The 24,424-nt window shown below is 60.8% G+C and carries 32 protein-coding genes and 1 pseudogene; 17 read left to right on the forward strand and 16 right to left on the reverse strand.

Features of this window, described 5'->3' with window-relative positions; all coding sequences use genetic code 11:
• Positions 1–124: 124 nt before the first annotated feature.
• The 3 genes from gabT to AC1ENN_RS13430 all read left to right on the forward strand — a co-directional run bounded on the left by gabT (position 125) and on the right by AC1ENN_RS13430 (position 4,392).
• Positions 125–1,486, forward strand: a complete 1,362-nt coding sequence (gene gabT, locus AC1ENN_RS13420; RefSeq protein ID WP_480406253.1) for a 4-aminobutyrate--2-oxoglutarate transaminase — start codon at positions 125–127, stop codon at positions 1,484–1,486.
• A 33-nt stretch (positions 1,487–1,519) separates the two neighbouring features.
• Complete coding sequence (locus tag AC1ENN_RS13425) at positions 1,520–2,986, forward strand: NAD-dependent succinate-semialdehyde dehydrogenase (RefSeq protein WP_480406254.1); 1,467 nt, start codon at positions 1,520–1,522, stop codon at positions 2,984–2,986.
• 269 nt (positions 2,987–3,255) lie between these two features.
• Positions 3,256–4,392: a class I SAM-dependent methyltransferase gene (locus AC1ENN_RS13430; RefSeq protein WP_480406255.1), complete on the forward strand. Its 1,137-nt coding sequence runs from the start codon at positions 3,256–3,258 to the stop codon at positions 4,390–4,392.
• 66 nt (positions 4,393–4,458) lie between these two features.
• On the opposite strand, the gene AC1ENN_RS13435 is transcribed toward AC1ENN_RS13430, so the two are convergent.
• Together AC1ENN_RS13435 and AC1ENN_RS13440 are read right to left on the reverse strand one after the other, a co-directional pair.
• Positions 4,459–5,400 (reverse strand): virulence RhuM family protein/type II toxin-antitoxin system death-on-curing family toxin, encoded by a 942-nt coding sequence (locus AC1ENN_RS13435; RefSeq protein ID WP_480406256.1) that lies wholly within the window; start codon positions 5,398–5,400, stop codon positions 4,459–4,461.
• A 265-nt stretch (positions 5,401–5,665) separates the two neighbouring features.
• Positions 5,666–5,767, reverse strand: a pseudogene (locus tag AC1ENN_RS13440) (ribbon-helix-helix protein, CopG family); the annotation flags it as partial.
• Between the two features lie 150 nt (positions 5,768–5,917).
• On the opposite strand from AC1ENN_RS13440, the gene AC1ENN_RS13445 reads away from it, so the two are divergent.
• The 3 genes from AC1ENN_RS13445 to AC1ENN_RS13455 are packed head-to-tail and all read left to right on the forward strand — an operon-like array spanning position 5,918 to position 6,448.
• Positions 5,918–6,148: a hypothetical protein gene (locus AC1ENN_RS13445; protein WP_480406969.1), complete on the forward strand. Its 231-nt coding sequence runs from the start codon at positions 5,918–5,920 to the stop codon at positions 6,146–6,148.
• Positions 6,052–6,270, forward strand: a complete 219-nt coding sequence (locus AC1ENN_RS13450) for a class I SAM-dependent methyltransferase (RefSeq protein WP_480406956.1) — start codon at positions 6,052–6,054, stop codon at positions 6,268–6,270. The genes AC1ENN_RS13445 and AC1ENN_RS13450 overlap by 97 nt, the downstream gene beginning before the upstream one ends.
• Before the next feature lie 40 nt (positions 6,271–6,310).
• Positions 6,311–6,448, forward strand: a complete 138-nt coding sequence (locus AC1ENN_RS13455; protein ID WP_480406257.1) for a hypothetical protein — start codon at positions 6,311–6,313, stop codon at positions 6,446–6,448.
• 92 nt (positions 6,449–6,540) lie between these two features.
• Here AC1ENN_RS13455 and AC1ENN_RS13460 read toward each other — a convergent pair whose 3' ends face one another.
• Positions 6,541–6,786 carry a hypothetical protein gene (locus AC1ENN_RS13460; protein WP_480406258.1) on the reverse strand — a complete coding sequence of 82 codons (246 nt, stop codon included), beginning with the start codon at positions 6,784–6,786 and terminating at the stop codon, positions 6,541–6,543.
• Between the two features lie 187 nt (positions 6,787–6,973).
• Between AC1ENN_RS13460 and AC1ENN_RS13465 the strand changes: the two genes are divergently transcribed.
• Positions 6,974–7,261: a hypothetical protein gene (locus tag AC1ENN_RS13465; RefSeq protein ID WP_480406970.1), complete on the forward strand. Its 288-nt coding sequence runs from the start codon at positions 6,974–6,976 to the stop codon at positions 7,259–7,261.
• On the forward strand, positions 7,195–7,518 hold the full coding sequence (locus tag AC1ENN_RS13470) for an N-acetyltransferase family protein (RefSeq protein ID WP_480406957.1): 324 nt from the start codon (positions 7,195–7,197) through the stop codon (positions 7,516–7,518). The genes AC1ENN_RS13465 and AC1ENN_RS13470 overlap by 67 nt, the downstream gene beginning before the upstream one ends.
• A 54-nt stretch (positions 7,519–7,572) precedes the next feature.
• Here AC1ENN_RS13470 and AC1ENN_RS13475 read toward each other — a convergent pair whose 3' ends face one another.
• The 5 genes from AC1ENN_RS13475 to AC1ENN_RS13495 all read right to left on the reverse strand — a co-directional run bounded on the left by AC1ENN_RS13475 (position 7,573) and on the right by AC1ENN_RS13495 (position 11,384).
• Positions 7,573–7,926 carry a GntR family transcriptional regulator gene (locus AC1ENN_RS13475; RefSeq protein ID WP_480406259.1) on the reverse strand — a complete coding sequence of 118 codons (354 nt, stop codon included), beginning with the start codon at positions 7,924–7,926 and terminating at the stop codon, positions 7,573–7,575.
• Complete coding sequence (locus tag AC1ENN_RS13480; protein WP_480406260.1) at positions 7,923–8,906, reverse strand: hypothetical protein; 984 nt, start codon at positions 8,904–8,906, stop codon at positions 7,923–7,925. The genes AC1ENN_RS13475 and AC1ENN_RS13480 overlap by 4 nt, the downstream gene beginning before the upstream one ends.
• A gap of 90 nt (positions 8,907–8,996) precedes the next feature.
• On the reverse strand, positions 8,997–9,809 hold the full coding sequence (locus AC1ENN_RS13485) for a shikimate 5-dehydrogenase (RefSeq protein WP_480406261.1): 813 nt from the start codon (positions 9,807–9,809) through the stop codon (positions 8,997–8,999).
• A 73-nt stretch (positions 9,810–9,882) separates the two neighbouring features.
• A complete protein-coding gene (locus AC1ENN_RS13490; protein ID WP_480406262.1) occupies positions 9,883–11,052 on the reverse strand; it encodes a hypothetical protein in 1,170 nt (389 codons plus the stop codon).
• Positions 11,049–11,384: a PadR family transcriptional regulator gene (locus tag AC1ENN_RS13495; protein WP_480406263.1), complete on the reverse strand. Its 336-nt coding sequence runs from the start codon at positions 11,382–11,384 to the stop codon at positions 11,049–11,051. Before AC1ENN_RS13495 ends, AC1ENN_RS13490 begins: the two co-directional genes overlap by 4 nt.
• Before the next feature lie 335 nt (positions 11,385–11,719).
• Between AC1ENN_RS13495 and AC1ENN_RS13500 the strand changes: the two genes are divergently transcribed.
• Together AC1ENN_RS13500 and AC1ENN_RS13505 are read left to right on the forward strand one after the other, a co-directional pair.
• The gene (locus AC1ENN_RS13500; protein WP_480406264.1) at positions 11,720–12,466 is read left to right on the forward strand and encodes a dienelactone hydrolase family protein; all 747 of its coding nucleotides are present in this window, start codon (positions 11,720–11,722) and stop codon (positions 12,464–12,466) included.
• 37 nt (positions 12,467–12,503) lie between these two features.
• Entirely contained in the window at positions 12,504–13,046 is a 543-nt protein-coding gene (locus AC1ENN_RS13505) for a dihydrofolate reductase family protein (protein WP_480406265.1), read from the forward strand.
• Between the two features lie 44 nt (positions 13,047–13,090).
• Here the strand turns inward: AC1ENN_RS13505 and AC1ENN_RS13510 are convergent, their stop codons facing one another.
• Positions 13,091–13,696, reverse strand: a complete 606-nt coding sequence (locus tag AC1ENN_RS13510) for a dihydrofolate reductase family protein (RefSeq protein WP_480406266.1) — start codon at positions 13,694–13,696, stop codon at positions 13,091–13,093.
• Positions 13,697–13,815: 119 nt separating this feature from the next.
• Here AC1ENN_RS13510 and AC1ENN_RS13515 point away from each other — a divergent pair, with 119 nt between their 5' ends.
• From AC1ENN_RS13515 to AC1ENN_RS13545, 7 genes are all read left to right on the forward strand, one after another.
• Positions 13,816–14,061 (forward strand): hypothetical protein, encoded by a 246-nt coding sequence (locus AC1ENN_RS13515; protein WP_480406267.1) that lies wholly within the window; start codon positions 13,816–13,818, stop codon positions 14,059–14,061.
• A 138-nt stretch (positions 14,062–14,199) separates the two neighbouring features.
• On the forward strand, positions 14,200–14,445 hold the full coding sequence (locus AC1ENN_RS13520; protein WP_480391431.1) for an RNA polymerase sigma factor: 246 nt from the start codon (positions 14,200–14,202) through the stop codon (positions 14,443–14,445).
• A 21-nt stretch (positions 14,446–14,466) separates the two neighbouring features.
• Entirely contained in the window at positions 14,467–14,781 is a 315-nt protein-coding gene (locus tag AC1ENN_RS13525) for an RNA polymerase sigma factor (protein WP_480391432.1), read from the forward strand.
• Entirely contained in the window at positions 14,747–15,847 is a 1,101-nt protein-coding gene (locus AC1ENN_RS13530) for a CU044_5270 family protein (protein WP_480391433.1), read from the forward strand. Before AC1ENN_RS13525 ends, AC1ENN_RS13530 begins: the two co-directional genes overlap by 35 nt.
• Positions 15,848–15,911: 64 nt before the next feature.
• Complete coding sequence (locus AC1ENN_RS13535; protein WP_449647725.1) at positions 15,912–16,604, forward strand: hypothetical protein; 693 nt, start codon at positions 15,912–15,914, stop codon at positions 16,602–16,604.
• Positions 16,601–16,924: a hypothetical protein gene (locus tag AC1ENN_RS13540; protein ID WP_449647726.1), complete on the forward strand. Its 324-nt coding sequence runs from the start codon at positions 16,601–16,603 to the stop codon at positions 16,922–16,924. Before AC1ENN_RS13535 ends, AC1ENN_RS13540 begins: the two co-directional genes overlap by 4 nt.
• 75 nt (positions 16,925–16,999) lie before the next feature.
• Positions 17,000–17,563 (forward strand): GNAT family N-acetyltransferase, encoded by a 564-nt coding sequence (locus tag AC1ENN_RS13545; protein ID WP_449647727.1) that lies wholly within the window; start codon positions 17,000–17,002, stop codon positions 17,561–17,563.
• On the opposite strand, the gene AC1ENN_RS13550 is transcribed toward AC1ENN_RS13545, so the two are convergent.
• The 7 genes from AC1ENN_RS13550 to AC1ENN_RS13580 all read right to left on the reverse strand — a co-directional run bounded on the left by AC1ENN_RS13550 (position 17,540) and on the right by AC1ENN_RS13580 (position 24,348).
• The gene (locus AC1ENN_RS13550) at positions 17,540–18,790 is read right to left on the reverse strand and encodes an MFS transporter (RefSeq protein ID WP_480406268.1); all 1,251 of its coding nucleotides are present in this window, start codon (positions 18,788–18,790) and stop codon (positions 17,540–17,542) included. The genes AC1ENN_RS13545 and AC1ENN_RS13550 overlap by 24 nt on opposite strands.
• On the reverse strand, positions 18,787–19,131 hold the full coding sequence (locus AC1ENN_RS13555; RefSeq protein ID WP_449647729.1) for an ArsR/SmtB family transcription factor: 345 nt from the start codon (positions 19,129–19,131) through the stop codon (positions 18,787–18,789). The genes AC1ENN_RS13550 and AC1ENN_RS13555 overlap by 4 nt, the downstream gene beginning before the upstream one ends.
• Positions 19,132–19,162: 31 nt before the next feature.
• On the reverse strand, positions 19,163–20,446 hold the full coding sequence (locus tag AC1ENN_RS13560) for an APC family permease (RefSeq protein ID WP_480406269.1): 1,284 nt from the start codon (positions 20,444–20,446) through the stop codon (positions 19,163–19,165).
• Between the two features lie 83 nt (positions 20,447–20,529).
• A complete protein-coding gene (locus AC1ENN_RS13565) occupies positions 20,530–21,129 on the reverse strand; it encodes a DUF305 domain-containing protein (protein WP_480406270.1) in 600 nt (199 codons plus the stop codon).
• A gap of 88 nt (positions 21,130–21,217) precedes the next feature.
• Entirely contained in the window at positions 21,218–21,703 is a 486-nt protein-coding gene (locus AC1ENN_RS13570; protein ID WP_480406271.1) for a DUF6153 family protein, read from the reverse strand.
• A 98-nt stretch (positions 21,704–21,801) separates the two neighbouring features.
• Positions 21,802–22,746 (reverse strand): hypothetical protein, encoded by a 945-nt coding sequence (locus AC1ENN_RS13575; RefSeq protein WP_480406272.1) that lies wholly within the window; start codon positions 22,744–22,746, stop codon positions 21,802–21,804.
• Positions 22,747–23,205: 459 nt separating this feature from the next.
• Positions 23,206–24,348, reverse strand: coding sequence for an ABC transporter substrate-binding protein (locus AC1ENN_RS13580; RefSeq protein WP_480406273.1), 1,143 nt, complete (start codon positions 24,346–24,348; stop codon positions 23,206–23,208).
• Positions 24,349–24,424 lie beyond the last annotated feature (76 nt).

Below are 24,424 nucleotides of genomic sequence, written 5' to 3' on the forward strand. Positions count from 1 at the left end.
GCGAAGAGTGCCAGTTTGTGCCTGTTGTGCCGGGCATCCGCGCACTAGGTTGAACCAAACGTTTGCACTCCGCAGCTCGCCTGCGCGATCAAACATCGTCTACACAGATTGGATACCGGTGGCCATGTCTACTTCTACTCTCGCTCCCACGGCCCTGGTTGGCGGCCCCTCGCTTCCGCAGAAGCGCGACCTCGTTACCGCGATCCCTGGTCCCCGCTCGCTCGAACTGCTTGAGCGCAAGAAGCAGTCCGTCGCCGCCGCCATCGGAATCACGCTCCCCGTCTTCATCGAAGCAGCGGGCGGCGGCGTTGTTCGCGACGTCGACGGCAACACCCTCATCGACTTTGGTTCCGGCATCGCCGTGACCGGTGTCGGCAACTCGGCCCCCGCCGTTGTGGAAGCCGTCACCGCGCAGGTTGCCCAGTTCACCCACACCTGTTTCATGATCAACGGCTACGAAAGCTACATCGAAGTCGCCGAGAAGCTCAACGAGATCACCCCCGGAACGCACGAGAAGCGCACCGCACTCTTCAACTCGGGTGCCGAAGCCGTCGAGAACGCGATCAAGATCGCCCGCTACTTCACCGGCAAGCAGGCCGTTGTTGCCTTCGACCACGCGTACCACGGCCGCACCAACCTCACGATGGGCCTCACCGCCAAGTCGATGCCCTACAAGAGCGGCTTCGGTCCGTTCGCCTCCGAGATCTACCGCGCGCCAATGTCGTACCCGTTCCGCGATGGCGGAATCAGTGGTGAGGATGCCGCAGCCCGCGCCATCCTGCAGATCGAGAAGCAGATCGGCGCCAGCAACCTCGCCGCGATCATCATCGAGCCCATCCAGGGCGAGGGTGGCTTCATTGAGCCAGCCCCCGGATTCCTCCCGGCACTCGCCGAGTGGGCCACAGCCAACAACGTGATCTTCATTGCTGACGAAGTGCAGACCGGCTTCGCTCGCACCGGAGACATGTTCGCCTCAAACCATGAGAACCTCGTTCCCGACATCATGGTGACCGCCAAGGGCATCGCCGGCGGCCTCCCGCTTTCGGCTGTCACCGGCCGGGCCGATGTCATGGATGCCGCCCACGTTGGCGGACTCGGCGGAACGTACGGGGGAAACCCCATCGCCTGTGCCGCAGCACTCGCCACGATCCGCACCTTCGAAGAGTCGGGCGCCGTTGACCGTGCCCGCGAAATCGGAACCACCTTCCGCGGCCGCCTCAACGGGCTCCGCGCCGGCGACCCCCGCATCGGAGATGTTCGTGGCCGTGGCGCCATGATCGCCATGGAACTCGTCGACCCCACCACGAAAGAACCCGACGCGGCCCTCACGTCGAAGGTTGCGGCTGCAGCGCACGCTGCCGGTGTTGTCGTTCTTACCTGTGGAACTTATGGCAACGTCATCCGTTTCTTGCCCCCGCTGTCGATCTCAGATGAACTGATTGCCGACGGACTCGACGTCATCCGCGACGCCCTCGCCAAGGCATAGCTTCAACTTCCCACCACGAAAGGTGTACACCGCATGACGAACTCCACCGAAACCCAGCTTCTTGAAGCAGTGCCGAACCAGTTGTTCATCGGCGGTGAGTGGGTTGCCGCATCGGGCAGCAAGACGCTCGACGTGACTGACCCGGCTACCGGAAAGGTCATCCGCACCATTGCGGATGCTTCGGCAGCCGACGGCATGCGGGCTCTCGACGCTGCTGTTGCCGCTCAGGATTCCTGGGCCGCAAAGCCGGCTCGGGAGCGTGGCGAGATTCTGCGTCGCACTTTCGACCTCGTGCAGAAGCACCGCGACGACATCGCCCTGCTGATGACGCTCGAGATGGGCAAGCCGCTTGCCGAGGCCAATGGTGAAGTCACCTACGGTGGCGAGTTCTTGCGCTGGTTCAGCGAAGAGGCTGTGCGCATCTCGGGCCGTTTCGGCAACACCCCTGAAGGCACCGGTCGCATGATCGTGTCGCAGCGTCCGGTCGGGCCGAGCTTCCTTATTACGCCGTGGAACTTCCCGCTGGCTATGGCGACGCGCAAGATTGCACCCGCGTTGGCCGCTGGCTGCACGGTTGTCGTGAAGCCCGCAGCGCTCACGCCCCTCAGCACCCTGTTCCTTGCGAAACTCTTCGTGGAGGCCGGCCTCCCCGCTGGCGTGCTCAACGTTGTCACGACGTCGAGCTCCTCCGAAGTGTCGGAGCCGATCATCGCGGACTCGCGCCTGCGCAAGCTCTCGTTCACCGGCTCCACTCCGGTCGGCAAGGCGCTCATCAAGCAGGCGTCAGAGAACGTTCTTCGCACCTCGATGGAACTCGGCGGCAACGCCCCGTTCGTTATCTTCGACGATGCTGACCTCGACAAGGCGGTAGACGGCGCGATGGCGGCCAAGTTCCGCAACATCGGCCAGGCCTGCACTGCAGCTAATCGCTTCATTGTGCACAGCTCGGTAGCTGCCGAGTTCGCCGAGAAGATCGCCGCCCGCGTTGCCGACATGAAGATCGGTCGCGGAACCGAAGATGGCGTCACCATCGGCCCGCTCATCAATGACAAGGCCGTCGACAAGGCAGACGAACTGGTTCAGGATGCCGTGAAGCGCGGCGCGACACTCGTCTCCGGCGGCAAGCGCGTCGAAGGCGATGGGAGCTTCTATGAGCCCACGATCGTTTCGGGCGTTCCTGCCGACAGCGACATCCTGCGCGAAGAAATCTTCGGGCCGGTTGTCTCGATCGTTGAGTTCACCGATGAGGCGGAAGGCGTGCGCCTCGCGAACGACACCGAATATGGTCTCGTCTCATATGTGTTCACCGAGAGCCTTGCTCGCGGAAACCGGATGATCGATGCTCTCGACACCGGAATGATGGGCCTCAACGTTGGCGTACTCTCCAACGCAGCCGCCCCCTTCGGTGGCGTGAAGCAGTCCGGTATCGGTCGCGAAGGCGGCTCGGAGGGCATCCACGAGTACCTCTCTACTAAGTACACGCTCGTCCCCAACAGCTAATGTGCGATTGTCAGCCGTCAACACATCTAGAGGAATGCCCTCTGTGCGTTGACGAGCCCCACATCACACGCGGCTACAACTAGATTCCCGTGAGCGAGTGGCCCCACTAGTGCCGGGGCTGCTCGCTTTCTGGGTTAACGGTGGCACCGCTGATGCGGTCGTGCCGCTGTCGACGGATGCTGTGAGCCGGGTCGCGGCACAGCGCTCGGCTACGATTGGCGTCAGCCGCTCAGCCTTGCTGCGGTGCCGTGCCACCGAAAGAGCTCTCCATGTCTGACCACCTTTTCGACACTCTGCGACGCTGGCCCGACCTCGAAGCTCCGAACCTGTTTGCGGTGGATGCGAGCGATCGGCTGATTCTCGACGAAGCGGCAAGCGAACTCTCCGACCTTCAAGCTGGCGAGCTGGTGGTGATGGGCGACAACTATGGGGCGCTCACTCTGGGTGCTGCTGCGCTGAGCGGATGTCGCGGCATCCGTGTTTTCCAAGATTCTCTTGTGGGCGAACTCGCGTTGGCGTCGAATGCTGGCGAACTTGCGGACAGCTACGAGTCACACACCCTTAACGAGTCGCTTCTTTCTGGGGCCCGACTCGTGTTGATGCAGTTGCCGCGCAGCCTTGCCGAGCTCGACGAGTGGGCACAGGCGATTGCACGCTTCGCCGCCCACGATGTGACGGTCATTGCTGGCGGACGCCTCAAGCACATGACGTTGAGCATGAACGAGGTTTTGGCTCGTTCGTTCAACGAGGTGTCCGCGGGTCGTGCTCGCCAAAAGTCGCGCTCACTGACTGCTGTCGGCGCCATCCATCCTGCGGATGATCTGCGCTACCCGGTGACGTCGGTGCTGCGCGAGCCAGAGATTCCGGTCGATGAGCTTACGGTCAGTGCCCACGGTGGAGCATTTGCTGGCGCCACCCTTGACCTCGGCACCCGATTCCTGCTGACGTTCCTGCCCGAGATGAAGGCGGATGCGACGAGTGCGATCGACCTCGGCAGCGGCACCGGTGTTCTCGCGACATCTCTTGCGCTTGCCCGCCCGGAACTTTCGGTCATCGCCATCGACCAGTCCATCGCCGCCGTCGCATCAACCCGCGAGACGGCCGACGCGAACGGTGTCGGAGCCCGAGTTGAGGCCGCGCGCGAAGACGCCCTCACCGAACGGCCGACAGCCAGTGCTGATCTGATTGTGTGCAATCCGCCCTTCCACGCCGGCGCCACCGTGCACGCCGGCGTTGCTTTGCGGATGCTGGCTGACGCCCGCCGCGTGCTCAAACCCGGCGGCGAACTGTGGGTCGTCTTCAACACCCACCTCGGGTACCGCGACTACCTGAACCGCACCGTCGGCCCCACCCGCCAGGCCGGCCGCAACAGCAAGTTCACCGTGACGGTGTCGGTGCGCGAGTAGGTTCCAACCGGACGTATTCGTGCGATTCAGCTACACACTTTCGCCGGGAGCGCGCTTACAACTTATTTAGAGACCACCATCGAGCATGTTCGTGACAAGTTGGGTGATGGTCTCTTTTTCATCCGGTCTACTCATCGCGGTCATCAGAGTGATAGCGGCAAGGGCATTGCTCGACACTATGTCCACACCTTTGCCGTCCTGCAGCGCGCGATTCAGGCTGAGGTAGTACGTGAATAGTCCGGCAGCGCTTCTCTTATTCCCGTCCGAGAATGGGTGGTCCTTTACTACGAAGTACAGCAGGTGGGCCGCTTTCTCCTGCACTGTCGGGTACAGATCTTCGCCTGCATAGGTTTGCTCAATTGCTCCGAGAATCCCTCGGAACGACTCGCCGCGCTCGGATCCGAACATCGTGTCTTTCGGAAATTGGTGCGAGAGAACATCGACGACGGCCCGCGCTGTCTCATAATCGAGACGCTCGGCGGGCTTAGTGCCTCGCGGTTTCTTTAACGTGCCGTGGTCATACTCGTCTAGAAGCTCGAGTGCCGGCGAGTAGCGGCTCAGAATCTCGGCGATACCAGCCAGCTCCGGATTGTTTGAACGCTCGAGCAAGCGCGCCATCGCGCTGATCTGTTCGAGCCGTGAATCATTGGTAGCGACACCGGCGATCACGTAGCGCGTGAGTACATCGTTCGCCCAGCGACGAAATCGGATACCTTCCGACGACTTCACACGGTATCCGACCGAGAGAACGACATCCAAGCTGTAGTGATCAACCTGACGTTCGACGGTTCGGTCACCCTCCTGTCGAGCTATTGCAAACTTTGCAATAGTTGCGAGGCCAGAAAGTTCCTCGCGCCTAGCATTTGCGATATGCCTGCTGATAGTCGACACATCTCGGCCAAAAAGCGTCGTCATCTGCAACTGAGATAGCCAGACTGCCGCTCCATCGGTGCGAACGTTCAAATTCACCGAGCCGTCGGCGGACACGTACAGCTCAACCTCGCCCACAAGATCTCCGTTCACCGCATACGGTCGCAATCCTGCTGGTCAAGGCTTACGGCCCCGAACAGCTAGGAGCAACTATTGCAGATTTTGCAAGAGTTGGGCTGTCCTCGACAACGGGCCCGAGGATGCGTCCTTGCGTGTCGAATCCCAACCGTAGCTGGCTCGCAGGCGAATCATCATTGAGGTCTTCGATCCAGAGCCGCCCATGTCGCAGCTTGGATTGAGTCCTCCGACCGAACGCCGTGTTTGAGCGCCGAAACGTGAACCTTCACGAGACGTATGACATGAGTGCGTCGCGGATCGCCTCCGACCGCGTCTTGTGCTCGCGTGCCGCGCGGGCGTCAATCGCTGCAAGTTCGTCAGGCGTGAGCCGTAACGCGACGACCTGCGCTCATACGTTTAACGTAATACGAAAATTAACCTGCAGCAGGAAGCTCCCGTTGCTGGCCACCCGCACGGTCTCGCCACGCCACTCTCTTTTCCCCGAACCCAGTGAGACCGCCGGCCTAAGCTGAAGATCGTGATGAATGAAGTCGGCGCTGCGTATTCACTCCGAGCACAGGAATACGTCGAGCGGTTCGGATCGACGGATGCCGTGCATCCGCAAGATCGACAGCTGGTCGAGCTGGGGCTCGCGGCCACGGCATCGACGTGGTGCCCGAGTTCATCGAGCGCGCCGAGCGCAGCTACCCCGAAGTGGCCTTCGCAACTGGATCTCTCAACGCTCTCGATGTGCCGAACGATTCGTTAGCGGCTGTGCTCGCGTGGTTCTCCCTGATCCACCACGAGCCCGCCGGCATCCAGCTCCCCTTGCAAGAATTTCGCCCCCGGCGGTACCCTTCTGATTGGCTTCTTCGAAGGCCCTGTTGTTGAGCAGTTTGCGCACGCTGTCGCTCCCGCCTACCGGTGGTCGGTGGATACGCTCAGCGACGAGTTACGCGCGGCGGGATTCGACGTGGCCGCTTCGCAGGTCAGGCGTTCGCCGGGCGAGCGATCCCAGGCGGCGATCGTCGCGACCGCCGAGTCATTTTTCAAGAACAAGTCACGCTGAAGGACAGCGTGGACGCTACGACGAAGAACTGCGCTGGAGTGGAAGGATCGTTAACAGCAGAGTCGGATCGTGTCACCGGCAATCAGGCTTCGTCATCTGGGCGTTGTCTCGTCGTTCGGTTCCGCGGCACGATTACGGCGGCGTGCGCTTCGAACCATGACGTAGGCGAGGAACGACCAGATCGGGACTATCGAGATGAACCCCAACCAGTCGTTTGTGGCCCCACCCTGTATATAGAGGATGTTGAGCCAGACGGCCCACACGATGGACGCAACAAACCACGCCACAGCCCACCATGGCGAGAAGAAGGTTGTGATTCTGTCCTTTGTACTTGTCATCGCTGTCCCCACAAATCAGTGACCGAAAGCTGGTGCGTGCCGGCACCGGCCGAATATGAGCAATTTACCACTTAGCGGGATCGCGCCGACCACCTGATTTCGCTCCACGACATTCGCCGCGACAGAATGCTCGGCGCCACCCTCACCCCGCAGTTCGCGCGGCATGGAGTGCACTTACTATTTTGAGATGGTCAACGTTCAGATTCGCCCAGCCCATTTGAACGACGCTCCGGACATTGCGGTCGTTCATGTTGATGCGTGGCGAACCGCCTATCAGGGGTTGATTCCGCAGGAGATGCTCGATGCTTTGCGCACCGAGGGCCGTGCGGCGAGATGGTCGCGGTGGATCGAGTCTTCGCTATCGGGGAGCCCACCGACGGCACTCATGGCCCCTCACACCGACTACCGCTGGCGAAAGTCGACGGCCGTGCGGCGGGTTGGGCAACTTTCGGTGGCGGCCGGGACGACGGGATGACCAACCTCGGGGAGCTTGCAGGGCTCTACGTGCATCCGGACTATTGGTCGCAAAGAGTCGGCCATGCGCTTCTCGAACGCGTGGATCAAGAACTGCGCGCCGAAGGATGGAACCAGGCATATTTGTGGGTGTTGCGCGGAAACGCACGCGCCATCCGCTTCTACGACGAGCACGGTTGGCACGCAGACGGAGACGAGAAAGTCGTTGACGTGGGCGGCACCCAGTTGCATGAGTTGCGTCACCTTCGCCAGCTTTAGATTTCAACGGATGCACGTGGCTCCAGCCGCTGCGCACGAAGCTAGCTAGGCGAGCTACCCAACGCCCCATTCCGAGCGGATCGCACTGAGCGCGTCATCAAGGGTGAGCGAGTTGCTGCGGGCAGCTTTCACGAAGCGAGTGGCGGCACGTTGCACCGCGCTGTTGACGGTTTGGTCGTCACGAACCCGAGTGCCGGTAGCACGATTTGTTTCGATGAGTCCTGCAGCTTCGAGTTCGGTATACGCGCGCGCCACGGTTCCGGTAGCGACGCGCAGGTCTCCGGCAAGCTGACGAATCGAGGGGAGTCGCTGCCCGGCACCCAGCTCGCCCGATCGGATCTGGTCGGTGAGCTGCGATCGGATCTGCTCGAAGGGGGGCACCGGGCTTTCGGCGTCAACGGTGATCATGCCCGATCCGCCGCGTGTACTGTATCCGCAGAGAATTGCACTCTCACGCGCAGGGTGAGAGCGCTGGAGGCTGCCGCGGCGAGAAAAACTAGTCCCGAGATTGCGAGAAGCCCACCGAGTACCTGAAGGCTGACACCGATCGCGAATTCTGGTTGCCGGAAGGTGGCGCTAAACGTGTCGCCGATTGCCGTGAACGTTGTCGCTACATTCCGGGTGGCCTGACCCGCAATGAATGCTGTGCCGCCGAAGTAGAGCAGCAGGGCGCTCGTGCTGAGCTTGGTAATCACGAGAGTCGACACCGACCGCCACTGCCGATCAAGTTCAGCAAGACCTTCGTTCGGCAAGGCTGGCGCGGCCGAGACACGGCTCAGGGCCAGCAGAGTGGAGACCGCGAGAACAACCGTTACCGCGATCAACGGAACACCGTAAAACCAGCCCGGGTAGGGGCTTGCAGTAGAACTCGTGGTTGCATCCGCGACGGTAATGGCGCGCGAGAGACCAGCGTCATCAACGCTTGAGGTGAGCCCGGTTCCCACGAGGAGTGCGACGAACGCGGCCGCGATAGCCACCGGGAGCACGAATACCCAGCGTGGGCCGAATGACCACGGATACCGTCTGTTGAGTTCCGCACTATTTCGCGCGGGTTGAGCGATACGCAGCGGCGCGCTCGCAGCGAAGAGCAGCAACCCTCCGCTGACGGCAAGCCCTGGCGCGATTCCGAACGGGACCCCCAGCAGTTGTGGTTCGGTGATTCCCACGGATGCTATTGCGATAAAGAGGGGAATTGCGAAGGCGATCGAGACCACGGCTCGGCGTTGAGCGTGCCTCGCGACATCCGCTGCCACCTGATTGCGCTGCGCCTGGGCGAGATCACCGTCTGAATTTTGTCGAAATCCGGATGCACTGATCACCCGGATAACGAGCGGGACAACAAAAACCGTGGCGATGAAGAGCGCAAGAGCGATGGGCAAGGAAATCATGGAAGCACCTTTCGTGTACTGCTTAATTGATACACCGAAGACGGGCTGTGTGTCAATCTACTGATACACGAGTGTGAAAGCTGAACGCGCTTACTCCCGCGAGAACGCCGATGCGCGCTCAACCTGGTCGGGCGTCGGCGAGACCCCGGTGTACCGAACGAACTGCGCCGCAGCCTGGAGTGCGATGACTTCGGCGCCCGTGATAACGAGTTTTCCGGCATCCCGAGCGGCCCGAATGAGCGGAGTCTCGGCCGGGAACGCCACCACATCGAACACCGTCTGCGCAGCGCGGATGTGCTCGGGCGTGAACGCGAGCTCATCGGCTGAGTCTCCCGCCATCCCGAGCGGGGTCACGTTGACGATCACCGCGTGGCCTGGCTGCGGGTCGACACTCACGGCGCGGTAGCCATACTTCGTCGCGATCGCGTTGCCCGCTTCGACGTTGCGCGCGAGCACAGTCACGTCAGTGAAACCGACACCGTGGAAGGCGGCGACGACCGCTTTGGCCATGCCACCCGATCCCCGAACCAGCACCGACAAGCTCGGGTAGAGCTGGTGGCGTGCGATCAGGCCGGCCACGGCCTCATAGTCAGTGTTGGATGCCGTGAGCACGCCGTCATTATTCACGATCGTGTTCACCGACTCGATCGCTGCGGCCGAGTGCTCGACAACATCCACGAGCTCAAGCACTGCCTCTTTGAATGGCATCGACACGGAACAGCCCCGGATGCCCAGGCCCCTGACCCCGGCGATGGCATCCTCAATGTTGCTCGTCGTGAAGGCTTTATAGATGAAGTTGAGGCCGAGCTCTTCATAGAGGTAGTTATGAAAGCGCGTGCCGAGATTGGAGGGCCGCGCGGCCAACGAGATGCACAGCGTCATATCTTTATTGAGGATCGGCATTGACCCATTATCGCTGGGACGTTCGCCGGTGGTGCGCCGCGGATGGTCCCCCAACGCCGCGGGTGGCTCCGAGCTAAGGGAGATCCCTCGCGGGTTGAAGCCTCGGAGCGACGCCCGATTCTGAAGTGACCGCGGGATGAGAGCGGCGCTTACCGCCGACCATAACTAACGTCAACGCCACAAGTATGCAGCGCGCGACGAGCAAGAGCAGTTCTACAGGCTCATTCGAGGCAATCCCGGAGACCCCCAGATTCAGATATACGAGAATCGCCCCGTACGAAAGGAGGAATATGCACAATGCTCCGATAGAAAGAGCCGCCAAACGTCGCGTCGTCGCCCACCGGCTCAGCCCAGAGAGCGCAACGACGACCGCACCCGCGATTCCGATAGCGATCCACACACCGAGAGTGGTCGAGACCTGACTTTCAAACTGTACTTTGAGCGTCAACCAGTTTTCAAAAAAGGCGCGATTGGAGTCGGTAAAGGGGGCCTCAAAACTAAGCGGTACCCGTGCTTCCCAGAGCGCACTGACGTGCGTGAAACCAACGATGACCGCGGTCGCGACGAAGAGGCCGCCCGAGATCGAAATGAACAACAGTTTCGCGCGAAGGCGCGGTAACGTAATCGGCGCTGTAGGGCTGAGCTCTCGCCAGACGGCCACGCACGCAACAGCGACAAGAGCGATCGCTAACGGATAAGCGATGGCCCCCGGGGTGAAGGGCCAGGGCAACGAGATCCACCACAATTGCGCGTCGATCGCGCCGGAGACCACAGGAGTCGCGCTGGCCAAGGCGAGAAGGGCTACCGCAAGGCGAATCTGGCGCGTTATTCCCGCAGTAGCGAAGGCCACGATCAGTGCCGTTAATGGTGCGAGTATCCCGAACGAGGTCAAGAGCATCGACGCCATGAACGTCGTGAAGTCATACGCTGTGTTACCGGTGAGACCGCCTGCACTCAGTGAGGGGAACTGGGTGATCGCCAGTACGGCAGCACTCAAGGACAGCCCGACGGCGAGTCTCGCCCGGGCGGCTGCTGTCCAAGCTCGCGACGAGCCTAGATTGGGGAGCGCGCGGCCATGAGCCATGGCGAATGCCATTGAGCCCGCCGCGATTTCCGCTGTTCCAATGCCCAGTTCAGGCGCATCACGCAAATCTGCGAGCCATTGCTCCCGGTATCGTTCGCGGGATGTCGCCGGCAGAAGTGACGCCGCCACACGCACGACTACGGTAGAGAATGCACTCACGCTGTCACCACTGACGTGGTGATGACGCCAGCACGGGGAACCGCTGTGGGCCGCCGGGCTGCAGTGAAGGTTGCGATCGCTTGCTGAGCAGCAATGACCCCGCCTGCGGTGAGTTCGTAGTAGCGCCGTCGTGGACCGACCCGCGAGTCGTCCTCCTCCCAATGCGAAGAGAGCCACCCCATGGATTCCAGCCGCTCGAGGATCGGGTACACGCTCCCTGCCGGGCGACCGCTCTCTCTTATCACCAGCAACCCCCAGAGCGGGTCGGAGGTTTCCACAAACGTTCGTAGTACGTCGATGGTGGCGGGGGTAACCCGAGTCAATGGCTGCATGTCTCAAATCTAGCTATATAGAGATAGACCCTCCCGCCCCAGTGCGAGGGTCAGTAATCACCACGCATTGCCGTTGCTTCAGCAGTCGAAACGTTCGCGGCGAACGCGGTTCCCCTTCGGGCGGAAAGTTTCACCGAGAACCATTGTGAGCGGTTCCAGCCGGCGCTAATGTCGAAGTCCGCAGTCTTTACGATTCCGCACATGTAAGGGGGTGGGTCCGATTCTTTCTGTTCCTGTCGATAGTCGGGTGCTCGCCCCAATCACCGCGAGCCGCTAAGGCGGTTCGCTCAATTGACGTGAGCGAAGCATCCGGATGCCCCTGAAAGGCGCCGCTCATGTTGCACATTCACGATTCGTCCCCGACTCCGGGGAGAACCGCCCGCACTCTCACCCTGAACGATGGCATCACTGGTGTTCTCTGGCACGACTCCCATTCCGCGGAACCCCGCCCCCTCATCCTCATCGCTCACGGAGGTGGACAAAGTTCACAAGCGCCCAACGTGCATGCTCGCGCTGAGCTACTTGCCGCGAGAGGCTATGACTCGGTTGCTCTCGATGCACCAGGCCATGGCAGCCGGCCAAAGTCTCCCGCCGAAGAGACCCTCATCGCCCAGATGCGCTCGGCACATGAGCAGGGTACCGAGGCTGTCGCCGAGGCGGTGGGTGCCCTCAACCGCGAACTAGTGCGACGAGCCGTTCCCGAATGGATGCTGCTGCTCGACGATCTCGAACAGCAAGGCGTCCGCGACAACGACGTCGGAATCGGCTACTGGGGACTCTCGCTCGGCGCGGCCATCGGGTTCGCGCTGTTAGCAACCGAGTCACGGATCAGCGCAGCCGTCCTCGGACTGGCCGGCGATAGCCTCATCGAGTTCGCCCCCGCAGTCACCGCGCCCGTGCAGTTCGTCATGCAGTGGGATGACGAGCTGGTTGATCGAGACAGCGCCCTGCGGCTCTATTCAGCCATCGGCTCCCCCGACAAATCTCTGCACGCGAACGCTGGGAAACATGCAGATGTTCCGCGGCACGAACACGCCAGCGCGCTAACATTCTTCGACTGCCACCTGAAAGCAACTGCCTGATCTAGCGGAATCGCGGGAACCGTGCCAGATTAAGTGCGTGCGACCTCTCCGATATTCAATCAATGTCTCGCTCGACGGCTGCGTCGATCATGCGGCCGGCACCCCGGACGAGGAATCTCACAACTACTCAGCGCGGATTATCGCGCGTGCCGACGCGATCATCCTCGGCCGCCCTACCTACGATTTGATGGAGTTTTGGCGCACCGCGAAAGACCTGGCGCCGTGGATGCATCCGTTTCAGGAATCGATCAACGCGGCTAAGAAGTATCTGGTGTCGAGCACGCGCAAACCGGACGGCTGGAACACCGAAGCGCTCACCGGTGACCCCGTGGACGCAATAAGGAAACTGAAGGAGCAACCGGGCGACGGGCTGTACGTCGGCGGCGTCACTCTGCCCCTCGCTATGGCCGACGCCGGACTCATCGACGAGTATGAGTTCATCGTGTCCCCGACGCTCGTGGGCCACGGGCCCCGACTATTCGAGGGTCTCGCTGCGCCGCTCAACCTGGAACTCGTCGGCACCATCGAGTTCGCCTCGGGGGTGCGAGCCGAGCGCTACGTTCCTGTCGGCAAGGCGTAGCCGCGCTCGCCAACGCGACAGGGCATCACCGCCGCATCCCGTAGCTAGCTGGTTCGGCGGTAGCGGATGTGGGTGGCCAGCGGCGATTGCAGAACCTCGACGGGTTCGAAGCCAAAAGTGTCAATCCCGTCGAAGAGTCGCTCGCCAGCGCCAAGCAACACCGGAGCAATGTCGAGCGTCAACTCGTCAACGACCCCGGCGAGAAGTGCTTGCCTAACTGTGGAAGCGCCTCCCGCGATATCAACGCCCTTGCCGTCGGCGGCCTCACGCGCCTGCGCATAGGCGGCATCGAACCCGTCGGTGACAAAGTAGAAGGTCGTTCCTCCATCCATCTCGATCGGCTCGTGCGGATGATGCGTCAGTACGAAAACTGGGGCGTGGTACGGCGGCTCGGCACCCCACCAGCCGCGCCAGTCTGACTCCCATTCGCCGCGGATCGGCCCGAACATATTGCGGCCCATGACATACGCACCGCGCGGACGCATGAGCCAGTCGGCCGCAATCGCGTCGGCGTCATTCGCGCGCTCATCTCCGATATGCCAACCGTGAAGCTCAAGCCCACGCTTGCCTAGCGGGTTGTCGAGACTCTGCTCGGGCCCCGCAACGAAGCCATCGAGCGAGATAGACATGTGGAAGGTCGTTTCCGGCATTCACGACTCCTTCGGCGGATGTTGCAGCTGCTGTTGTGTGGGCAAATATACTCCCGGCGCCGCATCCGGCCTGAGCGAATCACTGATACTTACTCAAGATGGGCCGCTATGCTCGGCCCATGACGACGCACAAAGCTGGCCTCCCCTTCCTCTCTGCGGGTGCTCTGCTCGCCGTAGCGGGAGCCGTCACAACCGTGATCTATCTCTTCCAGCCGTGGCGCACCTGCGACTACGACGACACCCCGTCCGCGTGTGCAATGCTTCCCGCCGACGCCGCAGTGCTAATGGTGGCAGTGCTCACCACTATGGTCGGCGTCTTCCTAGCCATTGGCGGCGCAGTGATCGTGGCGCGTCGTTCAGCATGACTCTGGAGCAACGCATACAGCGCCTAGAAACTCGCTCGGCCGCTGTCCTGACCTCGCTCGACGAATCTTTCACCGCAACAGAGTCAGCGTCAGGCGAATCACCGTGAACTTAATTCAAGCCATCGGGCAATACCTAGTGTGACTAGCGATAACGAGATCATCCGGAGGTCGTGGGATAACCCTGCGGTCTTCGCCGAGATGTACGACCGCCATGCGACATCCGTCTATCGGTATGCGGCACGGCGAGCGGGCGTCGACACTGCGGATGACATCATGGCCGAGACTTTCTTGGTCGCTTTTGAGCGGCGCAACCGCTTCGATAGCGCCTTCGCGAGTGCTCTGCCGTGGCTGCTCGGGATCGCAACAGTGCTGATCCGCAAATAGCGGGGGTCGGAAGCGCGGTTCTTGCGCGCGGTCGTCGCCTCGGGGCCTCCGGCGACGGTCATCGAGGATCACGACGATCGCCTCGACGCCGACCTCTCGATTCGGGCTCTGGCAGGGGCAATTCGCAAACTGCCTGCTCGCGACCGGGATGCACTGCTGCTGTATGCGTGGGGCAACCTCGACTATGAGGGCGTCGCACTCGCCTTGAACATTCCCGTCGGGACTGTTCGGTCACGTCTCAATCGCGCGCGGCGAGTGCTGCGCCAATCTGCTGGCATCACGCCGGCACAGGAGGTGGATCGTGGACGAACTTCAACAGCTCCGATCGTTCGGTAAGGATGTCGCGGATCCGTCTGCCGAGGCTCTGAGCCGCGGTCGACGAGGTCTGGTCGAACACATCGGATCACAGCCAGCAATCGCTAAGCCCAGCTCTAAAAAGCGCTTTGCGTTCTTCGGCGGCACCAGCGCTCTCGCCGCTGGCGCACTCGTGGCCACTCTCGTATTCACCGACGTGCTCGGCTTGGCTGGCTGGAGAGGTGGGGCGGATGCTGCTGCCGCATCCGCGCTCAGCGATGCTGCTGCCGCGGCCATCCAGAACTCCGATCCCGTCGTCGGGGCAGGGCAGTACTTGAAGGTCGACACCGAGGCGGTATTCATGGGCCAGGTCCAGAATGCGGATTGGGAGCACTTTGCCTATCTAGGAACCCAAAACTCACAACTGTATATTCCTGCCGACCACACAAACCATTGGGTTCTCGTAACTGAACCGCGATCCGCGATCAAGGTCTTTGGTGAAGGCTTCGAAGAGGAGGCGCAGGAAGCTGCTCGGGCAACCTTCGATAAGGAGGAAATCAGCCGGGCGCCGTACGGCGGTTTCGACAATTCGAAACCACGCGACTGGAGATTGGATGAGCTGCCGCGCGACCCCCAGCGGCTGCTCAACTACATCTATCGGGTCACCGCAGGCCACGGGGTTAGCGCCGACGGACAGGCCTTCGATTTTATTTCCACAACGCTGCGTACTGGAGTGGTTCCAGCCGAGCTTCGTGCCGCGCTTTATCGAGCCGCGGCGGGGATTCCTGGCGTTGAAATCACCGATGAGGCAGCCACACTGAACGGCCGAACCGGAGTCGCCTTCGGCCGCGAAGAGAAGGACGGCTTTCTTCATGAAATCATCATCGATCCCGATACGGGGCTCCTCATCGGTGAGCGCACTGTGAAGCTTATCGACAGCAAGTTAGTTCCGGTGTTTGCGGGAGAAGTTACCGGGTGGACAGCTGTCACCACAACTGTTGTCGATGAGGCCCCAGCGGGCGGCTCACTGTGCGGTAATGGCGGCGAACCACTGAACGGCCTCGGCAGTGGGCAGTGCACTGACCCCAATAGGCCGCGCACCGACTGACCCTTCACCGGAATCCTCGTGTCGAGCACTTGTCATTTTTCTCGCGGCAGCGCACGATGAGAACATGAATTTCACCGGCGTTCTTCCCGAAGACGCGCCTGACCCACGGGCACACCATGCTGCACTGTTGCGCCAGATGCCCATCCCGGTGATGGGGTTCGCCGCTCAGAGCTCGGTAGACGAGACGGATGTCAGCGTCAGTTCTGCGAGCGACAGTGAGGGCTATTCGTCCATGTCCGCCAGCATCTCAGCCACCCTGTGGCGCAATCCTGACGACAAGTCTGACCCCGCAAACCTTGCTGAGCTGGATGACAGCGCTCGCCGTGCGATCGAAGAGGTGCCGCCGCGACCGGCGTGGTTGATCGAGCGGGTCGAAATGATGCGATATCCGTCGCTGTGGGAGGTGGCCCAGACGCATTGGCACCGCGAGGAATCGGAGTGGAGTGCTGTCGAATTCCTCCTCAACCAACACGCCAACTACATCCTCATGAATCAGTTTCGCGAAGAGCTCGGACTCAGCGCGCACGATGGGGAGGCGCCGACACACTTGCCAGAGCGCAGGGCTACGCGACCCATTGACGTCACGATCGACGGAGAAATGATGCCAGGCGTCGAGATTGACACTGACCCTTTTGTGTACGCGGTGGGTGCGAAGCTCGCGAGCGGCGGAACACTCACCGCGGTAGTTGCACGCGAGTATCTCCCGTTCGTCACACTTGAGTTCACCACTCGCAACCAGCAGAAAGGAGAGTCATGAGTAACCACAACAGACTCGCTCATAGCGGGCTTCTTCTCCTGACAATGACGGCAGCGCTGACAGCATGCACGGGTGGTGGCGATGTGACCATCACCAACGAAAGCTCGAGCGATGTAAGCATCACAACAGGAGACGACACATTTATCGTTCCCTCACGTGGCGCAACCGTCGTCCTCGGCGTTGGATGCATCCCGGACGAAGTGCGGGCAGATTTCGAGTCGGGCGCGTTCGTCGGAATCGCGGGCCCGATCTGCTCGGATCAGGAGCTTTTCATCCCCAATAGCGAAACCGAGACGCTCAACGTGAGACCTGTTTCGTAAGGCCAGCATGGGACCCGCGCCATCGGCTCCGTACTGTGTTCACGGTCGCTCACCGATCGCGCCTAGGCTGCTGGCATGACAACCCTGAGTTTCCGCGCCGCCACAACCAACGACATCCCGGCGCTGCTGAAGCTTGTCACTGCGGCGTACCGCGGCGAGTCCAGCCGCACCGGATGGACGAGCGAGGCCGACTTGATTGATGGCGAGCGCATTGACGCGGAAGCCCTTCACTCTGACCTCGCCAGACCACGTTCAACGATCGTGCTCGCGGAGCGTGGCGATCAGCTTGTAGCGTGCGCCCACGTCGCCGACGAGAATGAGCACGGCTACTTCGGGATGTTCGCGGTCGACCCCAACCAGCAGTCCGCCGGTCTAGGAAGCCTCGTGCTCACGGAGGCCGAGAACTACGCCGCCCGCGAGTGGGGCGTGACCGTTATGCAGATGACGGTGATCGATGCGCGCGCAGAGCTGATCGCGTTCTACGAGCGACGCGGCTATGCGCGCACCGGCATCACGAAGCCGTTCCCCTACGGCGATGAACGCGTCGGCACACCGAGGCGTGACGACCTCCAGTTCGAAGTTCTTGAGAAGAGGCTCGAACTCGTCGCCTCAGCCTTAGCCGACAAGCCGTGGCGCTAGGCTCTCCCAGTAATTTGCGAGGCCTATAGCGCGGCGACGAATCGTGAACGCGCCGACAGTGCCGACCAGCGCAACAACGGCGAGCGTGGCTGTGGCGATCGGAAGGCTTATAGCCCCAAGCCATCCCGCCAGCGGATAGGTGACCAGGAAGCACGCGTGCGACAGCGCGAACTGGGCGGTATAGACGAGATTGCGGTTGTCAGGATTAGATGCCTCTGCAAGCAACCTCGACGACGGTGTGCTGATGAGGGAAGTTCCCATCCCGAGTATCAGCCAGGTCGCGAGAAGCGCCCACCATCCGGTCGAGGTGGTGACAGCGAAAACCGTGACGACGATCGCAGCCGTCAGACCGCTAACCACAAGCACAGTGCCACTGAGCATCGTGCGCGTCACGCCGATGCGATCGACAAGCCTCGGTACGTTCACCGCCACAATGAGAGAACCAACTCCATACGCGCCGAGAGCAATTGCCAACGCGGCATCGTTGAGTTCGAAAATTCCCTTTGCATAAACAACTGAGTTCACGAGAACGATCGCCGTTCCCGCTGCCACAACCACGTTGGTGAACAGCAGGAACCGCAAGCTTGGGGTGCGAAAGAACACCAGCGCGCCGGCCGGAAGCCGCTGCCAGAATGTGCCGGAATCTCCACCTGAAAGATGCGGCGGCAGTGCAGTGGCCAAGACCAGTACCGCAGACCCAGCGAAACCGATTGCCGTTCCGACGAACAAGTGGTTGTAACTGACAACGATCAGGAGTACTGCGGCAATGGTTGGACTCAGCAGGGCCTCGAGATCGTAAGCGAGCCTAGATAGCGACAAAGCTTGCGTGTAGTTGCGTGCCTCTGGCACCACCGCGGGGATCAGCGATTGGAATGCAGGGGTAAAGGTTGCCGATGCAGATTGCAGAACGAATACCAGCACATAGATGTGCCACGCTTCCGTAACGAAGGGCAGCATCAACGCGATTGCGAACCGCACCGCGTCAGCGCCCACCAACACTGCCTTTTTGGGAATCCGGTCAACTAGCGCAGCGACTACAGGCGCGACACCCACGTAGGCGACCATCTTGATCGTGAGAGCCGTACCCAGCACTCGCCCCGCAGCGTCGCCGGCAAGGTCGAAGGCCAGCAGCCCCAATGCGACTGTGAGCAACCCTGTTCCGAGTAGAGCGATCACTTGAGCGCTGAACAGTGCGCGGTACGTCTTATTGCGCAGAACCTCGATCATGCGTGGTGCGCTGGCGATTCATCCACAGTGTGTTCAGCCTGCAGAATAGCCTCGACCACTAGCCGTTTCGCGTGCTCATCGGTGAGGCGGTAAAACACGCGATTGGCGTGCTTGCGCACCAGCACGAGTTTGCCCCAGCGCAACTTTGCCAAATGTTGAGACACGGATGCCGGACTCCGGTCAACGATGTCGGCGAGATGGTTCACCGACAGCTCGTCATCTTGCAGCGCCAGCACAATACGAATCCTTGTGGCATCCGCCAGCAGTCGAAACACCTCGACGGCGATCTCCACATAGTCGCTATCGGGCTGGATTCTTTCTATCTTCGTATCCGCATGCATGCTTAGATACTAGCGCCCGGGACCTCTGCCTTTAGTGATTCGAACGCGTTCGAACCGTCACCACCTGAGCCACAACAATGGCGGCTGCTACCGCGACGGCCACGATCACGGTGAAGAGATCGCTCTGCACCTTGAGAACAGCGAACGGAATCAGGATGGCAAGGTCGAGCACAATCGTCAGCACCGGCAGCCAAATCCGAGCTTCAATTTTCGCCCGCAGCCGGCGGATGACTCCCCACTGCACCGCCATATCCATCGTCAGATACAGGAAGACGCCCATCGACGCGATCTGGCTGAGATCGAGAAAGACGGTGACGAGAATGGCCAGCCCCGCGGTGATGATCATGGGCTGATGAGGAACCGACTTTGGCAACGACGGAGCCTGCTTCATCTCTTGCAGCATCGCGTAAAGCCGCGACACCGAGTACAGACTCGCCAGCAGCCCAGACAGCGTCGCGACCACGGCGATCGCAACGGTAATACCGACACCCCACGCGCCGAAGAACGGTTCCGCTGCTTGCGCCAAAGCGTAGTTGCGAGCATCCACCGCTCCACTCGCACCGATGCTCGAACTCACAGACACCGTGATCAACAGGTACAGGAAGGTGCAGATCGCCAGAGAAATGAGGATGGAGCGAGCAATGTTTCGCTTCGGGTCACGGATATCCGCACCCTGATTGGTGATCGTCGTAAAGCCCTTATAGGCGAGAACGCACAACGTTGTTCCGGCCAGAACTCCAACGATGCTGATCGAGTCCCCCGACGACTTCGACAAGAATCCGTCACCGCCAACCGCGACACCGATAAGCCCCGCAATAGCGAGCACGGCGATCCCGATGATCTTGGCGATTGCCGTAATCGTTGCCGAGCGTTCGACAAGGGTATTGCCGACGAAGTTCACAATCGCAGCGGTGGCGATGGCGGCAACGCCCAGGATGGGAACCAGAATCACAGAATCCTGCAAGCCGAAGGGGCGAAGCAGGTAGGTGCCGAACGTGCGCGCCAACAAACTCTCAGCCACCACCATCGAGACGTACATGAATAGCGAGAATGAGCCGGCCACCACCCCTGGTCCGTAGGCATCCTTCAGCAGCATCGCGATTCCGCCCGAGGAGGGATTCACGCTGGAATAGCGCACATAGGAGTAGGAACTGATAGCGGCGACGATCGCACCAAGCAAGAAGGCGAGCGGGAAGAAGTCTCCGGCGAATTCTGCGACCTGGCCAACGAGAGCGAAGATTCCCGCGCCGATCATCACCCCCGTGCCCAACGACACCGAGCCCATGAGCGAGATTTTATTTGTGCGAGTGGCCATACGAATACCTTTCCGTTCCCAAGCCAATTGAGCAATACGCGAGGGCAATGGCCCGCCGCCCGAGAACGGCGGACCCCACGTCGCTACAGCGAACTAATAATGCTCCGCATGAGCGAAATTTCAACGGTCTGCGCAGCCATGATCTTCTGGGCAAGAGCAAGGACATCAGCGTTTTCTCCCGAATCGATTTCCAACTCGGCCATGTCGATAGCGCCCTCGTGATGCACAATCATCTGCTCGAGGAACAAGCGCGACGCATCGTTTCCGTCTGCTGCTTCGAGGTCGGCCATGTCGGAGTCACTCATCATCCCGTCGCCGTGACCCATACCGTCCATACCGTCCATACCGTCTGTCACCCCGACACCCCAGCCTTCTAGCCACGAGGTCATGAGCTCGATTTCAGGGCCTTGAGCTGCCTTGATCTCTTGGGCGAGCGTGACTACACGCTCGTCAATGCCCTCCTTCACCAACACCATGTCAGCCATCTCAACGGCCTGCTCATGGTGGGGAATCATCATGATCGTAAACATGACATCTGCGCTGTTCGCATCGGCGATCGTGGCTGAATCCGTGGGCGATGAGTCAGAGCTTTGACCAGATTGGGTCATAGCGTTTGCGCACCCCGAGAGCGCGAGCAGCGCAGTCAGGGCAATTGCGGCCGTAGCCGCGGAACGAATTTTCATCTCTCAAGTTCTCCAAATTAGTCACTGATAGGCGCGCGACCAGAACGGTCCCGCGAAGGCGCGTCGAACTAAATCGACAGTGCGCCTCCTAGGTGCGACTGATGCAGAGACTGTCGAGATCAGGGCGCGGCGGTGCCATGCGGGCCCGCCAGGTGAAGCGCGCAGTAGGAATCAACCTCTGCTCGATGTATTGGCCCCACCCCGGCACCAGCCTGGGCGCTGCGAGGAGAAGCGAGACAGTGAGAAGCGCAAGCACACACCACATAAGAACCATTGATGCGTCGTCGCCACATCCCGAGCAGTCGACTGCAGTCAGCGTTGAGGTAATCAACGTAGCTTCCTCGACGGTGGCGCTCCCCATCGACATCGAGGCCGCCATCGCCGACTCAGAATGAGAGGAGGGCGACACAAGTGAGTGCATCGCCACAATGCCCGTGATGAGTGCCAGCGCGAGGCAGGCCATCGCGACGAACCGCCACGTCTCCCCCAGAAGGCGGGAGAAAGAAGCGCCCACGTGCTGTGCGGGCGCAGCGTCAACGCGACGATGTGCTCGTTTTGCGGCGATGGGGGTCATAGCTCTCACTGTTCTACAAGCGAAAATCTCCGGTTGCTCTGCACAGATTCTGGATCATTCCCCTGTGCAATCACCGTGACTCTGTGCCCCAGGAATAGCTACTCCCGGTTCGAAGCCCAGCTTTCAGACTCCGCCGGCGCGAAGTGCACCCAGAGAGTTCTCGCAAGACGGCGCAGTTGCGGGTAAAGGGTGCACCACTGCTGCTTAGTCGGCTCTCCCAGTTCAATTCCCACTGCCCGCACCGCTCCATCCTCGGCAAAGATCGTCACGCCGGCGAAATCGCCGAGCGCCAAGTCAGTGGTGTCTTGGGTGATCCACTCTGCAGGGTCAGTGATCGTGCCCCCACCACCGAGGGACTCTTGCATCGCGAGCAGAGCTTTGTGCAGTTTCGCTGCGTTGAGCTTCTTTCCTGCGGCAAGGTTGTCGGGGTCGTACCGGCGCGGGGCGAGCATGAACTCTGACTCTTCGAGCTCCGCGTAGTCCTTGGGTGAGTTCTTCGGCGTTCCCGGCTTTCCCGGCTTGCCGCCAAGCTTGGGCTCGAAGAACACCGGAGGGCGCTGAACATCGTCAAAGTCGCTCAGTGGCCGGGACACCATCGGTGCAAGAATCGACTCACCGCCAGAATCACCATCCGCCAACTCCGCCCAGTTCGCGAACGAGTTCGCGAACCAACCCGAGATCTTCTCCGGTGGAAGTATCCCGCGGAAGACCTTCCCCAGCGAGAACCACAAATCGACGTCAGAGAGCTGCGGTGTGGCCTCAAACTGAGATTTCGACCGATAGATGAGCTTCTGAAAGTTCTCGTGAGTCGCGTCTCCCTCCATCTGAATACCGAGATGAGTAGTGGGATCTAAACGGCGGAGGACCTCGAGCATGTAAATCGGCGCGGCCTGCGCAACAGAGAACCTTCGCCGGTTGGCGACTTCAGGAGACTCGCCAAACATGATGTCTTGGTCTGTGAGCTGGTCTCGAGGAATCATCTTCACTGCGCGTGAATCAATGAACCTAATCGACCATTCCCACAGCGTATGCACACTCGCCACGGACCCATCCATTTCACCGATAGGCCCCCGGCTTGCCGCCATCCAATGAGCCAGTTCAGTGAGCCTGAGTTCTCGGGTGGCTTCCGTGTGCGCGAGATATAACTCTGCTTGTTCTCTGCTCAGGTCTCTAGGCGTGAAACTCATCGCGCTTGCAGCCAACCGTTGATGCTGACCACGTGCATCCCCTCACCGAATTTAAGAATTGAGTTTCACCCAAGTATACGAATCGACTGAGCAGGCGAGCCGCACTTTATCGCCCTCGCCTCACCCCACTTCGAGCGTCAGCCCCGCGCCGCCAATCGCCATCGCTTCGTCAAGCTCGAGCGCATACGCGTCGAGATCGTCGTAGTGGTCGGTCATGGCGCGGGCCTCCCTGAGCGATGAAACAGTGCTTCTGATAAACGAATGCCGCCCTCACAAGCGTAAGGGCGGCATCCGACTAGCGGCTATTCAGTTCGGCTAGTTGCCGCCCTCAAGCAGGGTGACGTCGATCGGGGCGAAGTCTCCGCCGGTGGTATCGACACCGTCGGCCTCGAGTTCTTCGAGCGCCTTGAGGATCCAGTCGTTTGTCCAAGCGGATGCCGGTGGCGCTGTCGTGATGGGGCTTGCGCCCGTCTCGTTGACGGCACTGATTGCGCCCTCAACGGTGCGGTCCCACGAGGCTTCATCGATGACACCGATTCCATTGGCGGCCGGCCAGATCAGCTTGTTGGTTTCGTTGACCATCCACAGTTCGTGGCTTGGCCCCCAACCGGAACCGGCAGCAACAGTGCCTTCTGCAGCAGCTTCAGGGTTCTCCGCGGCGTAGATCCAGCCCTTAACAACAGCCTTCAAGAACTTGACTGTCGTGTCTTGGTAGTCCTCGTCACTGTCGAGACGTTCGGTGTCAGCCCAGATTGCATCCTGGAGCATCGCACCAACGGTGTCTTCGTAGCTGATGACGTTGAAGTCAGAGGGCTGGTACAGCTCTCCCGTGTCAGGGTCGGTTGACTCAAGCAGCTGCGCGTACTCGTTGTACGTCATCGCCTGAGCTGCATCGATGTCACCCTGCAGGAACGCGTTCATGTTGAAGTCCTGCGTGATGATCTGCACGGTCGAGGAGTCGAGGCCCTCAGCAGCCATGGCCGCGAAGATTTCCCACTCGTTTCCGAAGCCCCACGAACCGATCTTCTTGCCCTCGAAGTCGGCGACCGAGTCGATACCCGAGTCAGCCCACGACACCTGGAGGGTGCCTGACTTCTGGAAAATTTGGGCGATGTTAGTGAGGTTGGCACCCTGCTCGATCGAGCCAAGCACCTTAGGAACCCACGCGATGGCGTAGTCAACGTCGCCATTGGCGAGAGCATCCTGCGGCACAATGTCACCGCCAGAGGGGATGATTTCGACATCGAGGCCCTCTTCTTCGAAGAAGCCCTGATCGGCTGCCGCGAAGTAGCCGGCGAACTGGCCCTGCGGGAGCCACTGAAGTTGGAGCTTCACTTCGGTGAGGCCGTCAGCGGAACCGCTGTCTCCCCCATCGCTCGGTGAGCATGCTGTGAGAAGGAACGCTGCCGTAACGGCAAACGCTCCGGCCGCGAGTGCGCGGCGTTTGGTGAACTTCATGTCAGACCTTCCAGATTCACGGTGCAAGTGGATACTGCTGGTAGAGCTGGTGGTGCGAACTTCTCCTTTCTCGTTC

The sequence above is a fragment of the Rhodoglobus sp. G.S.23 genome (assembly GCF_056675935.1).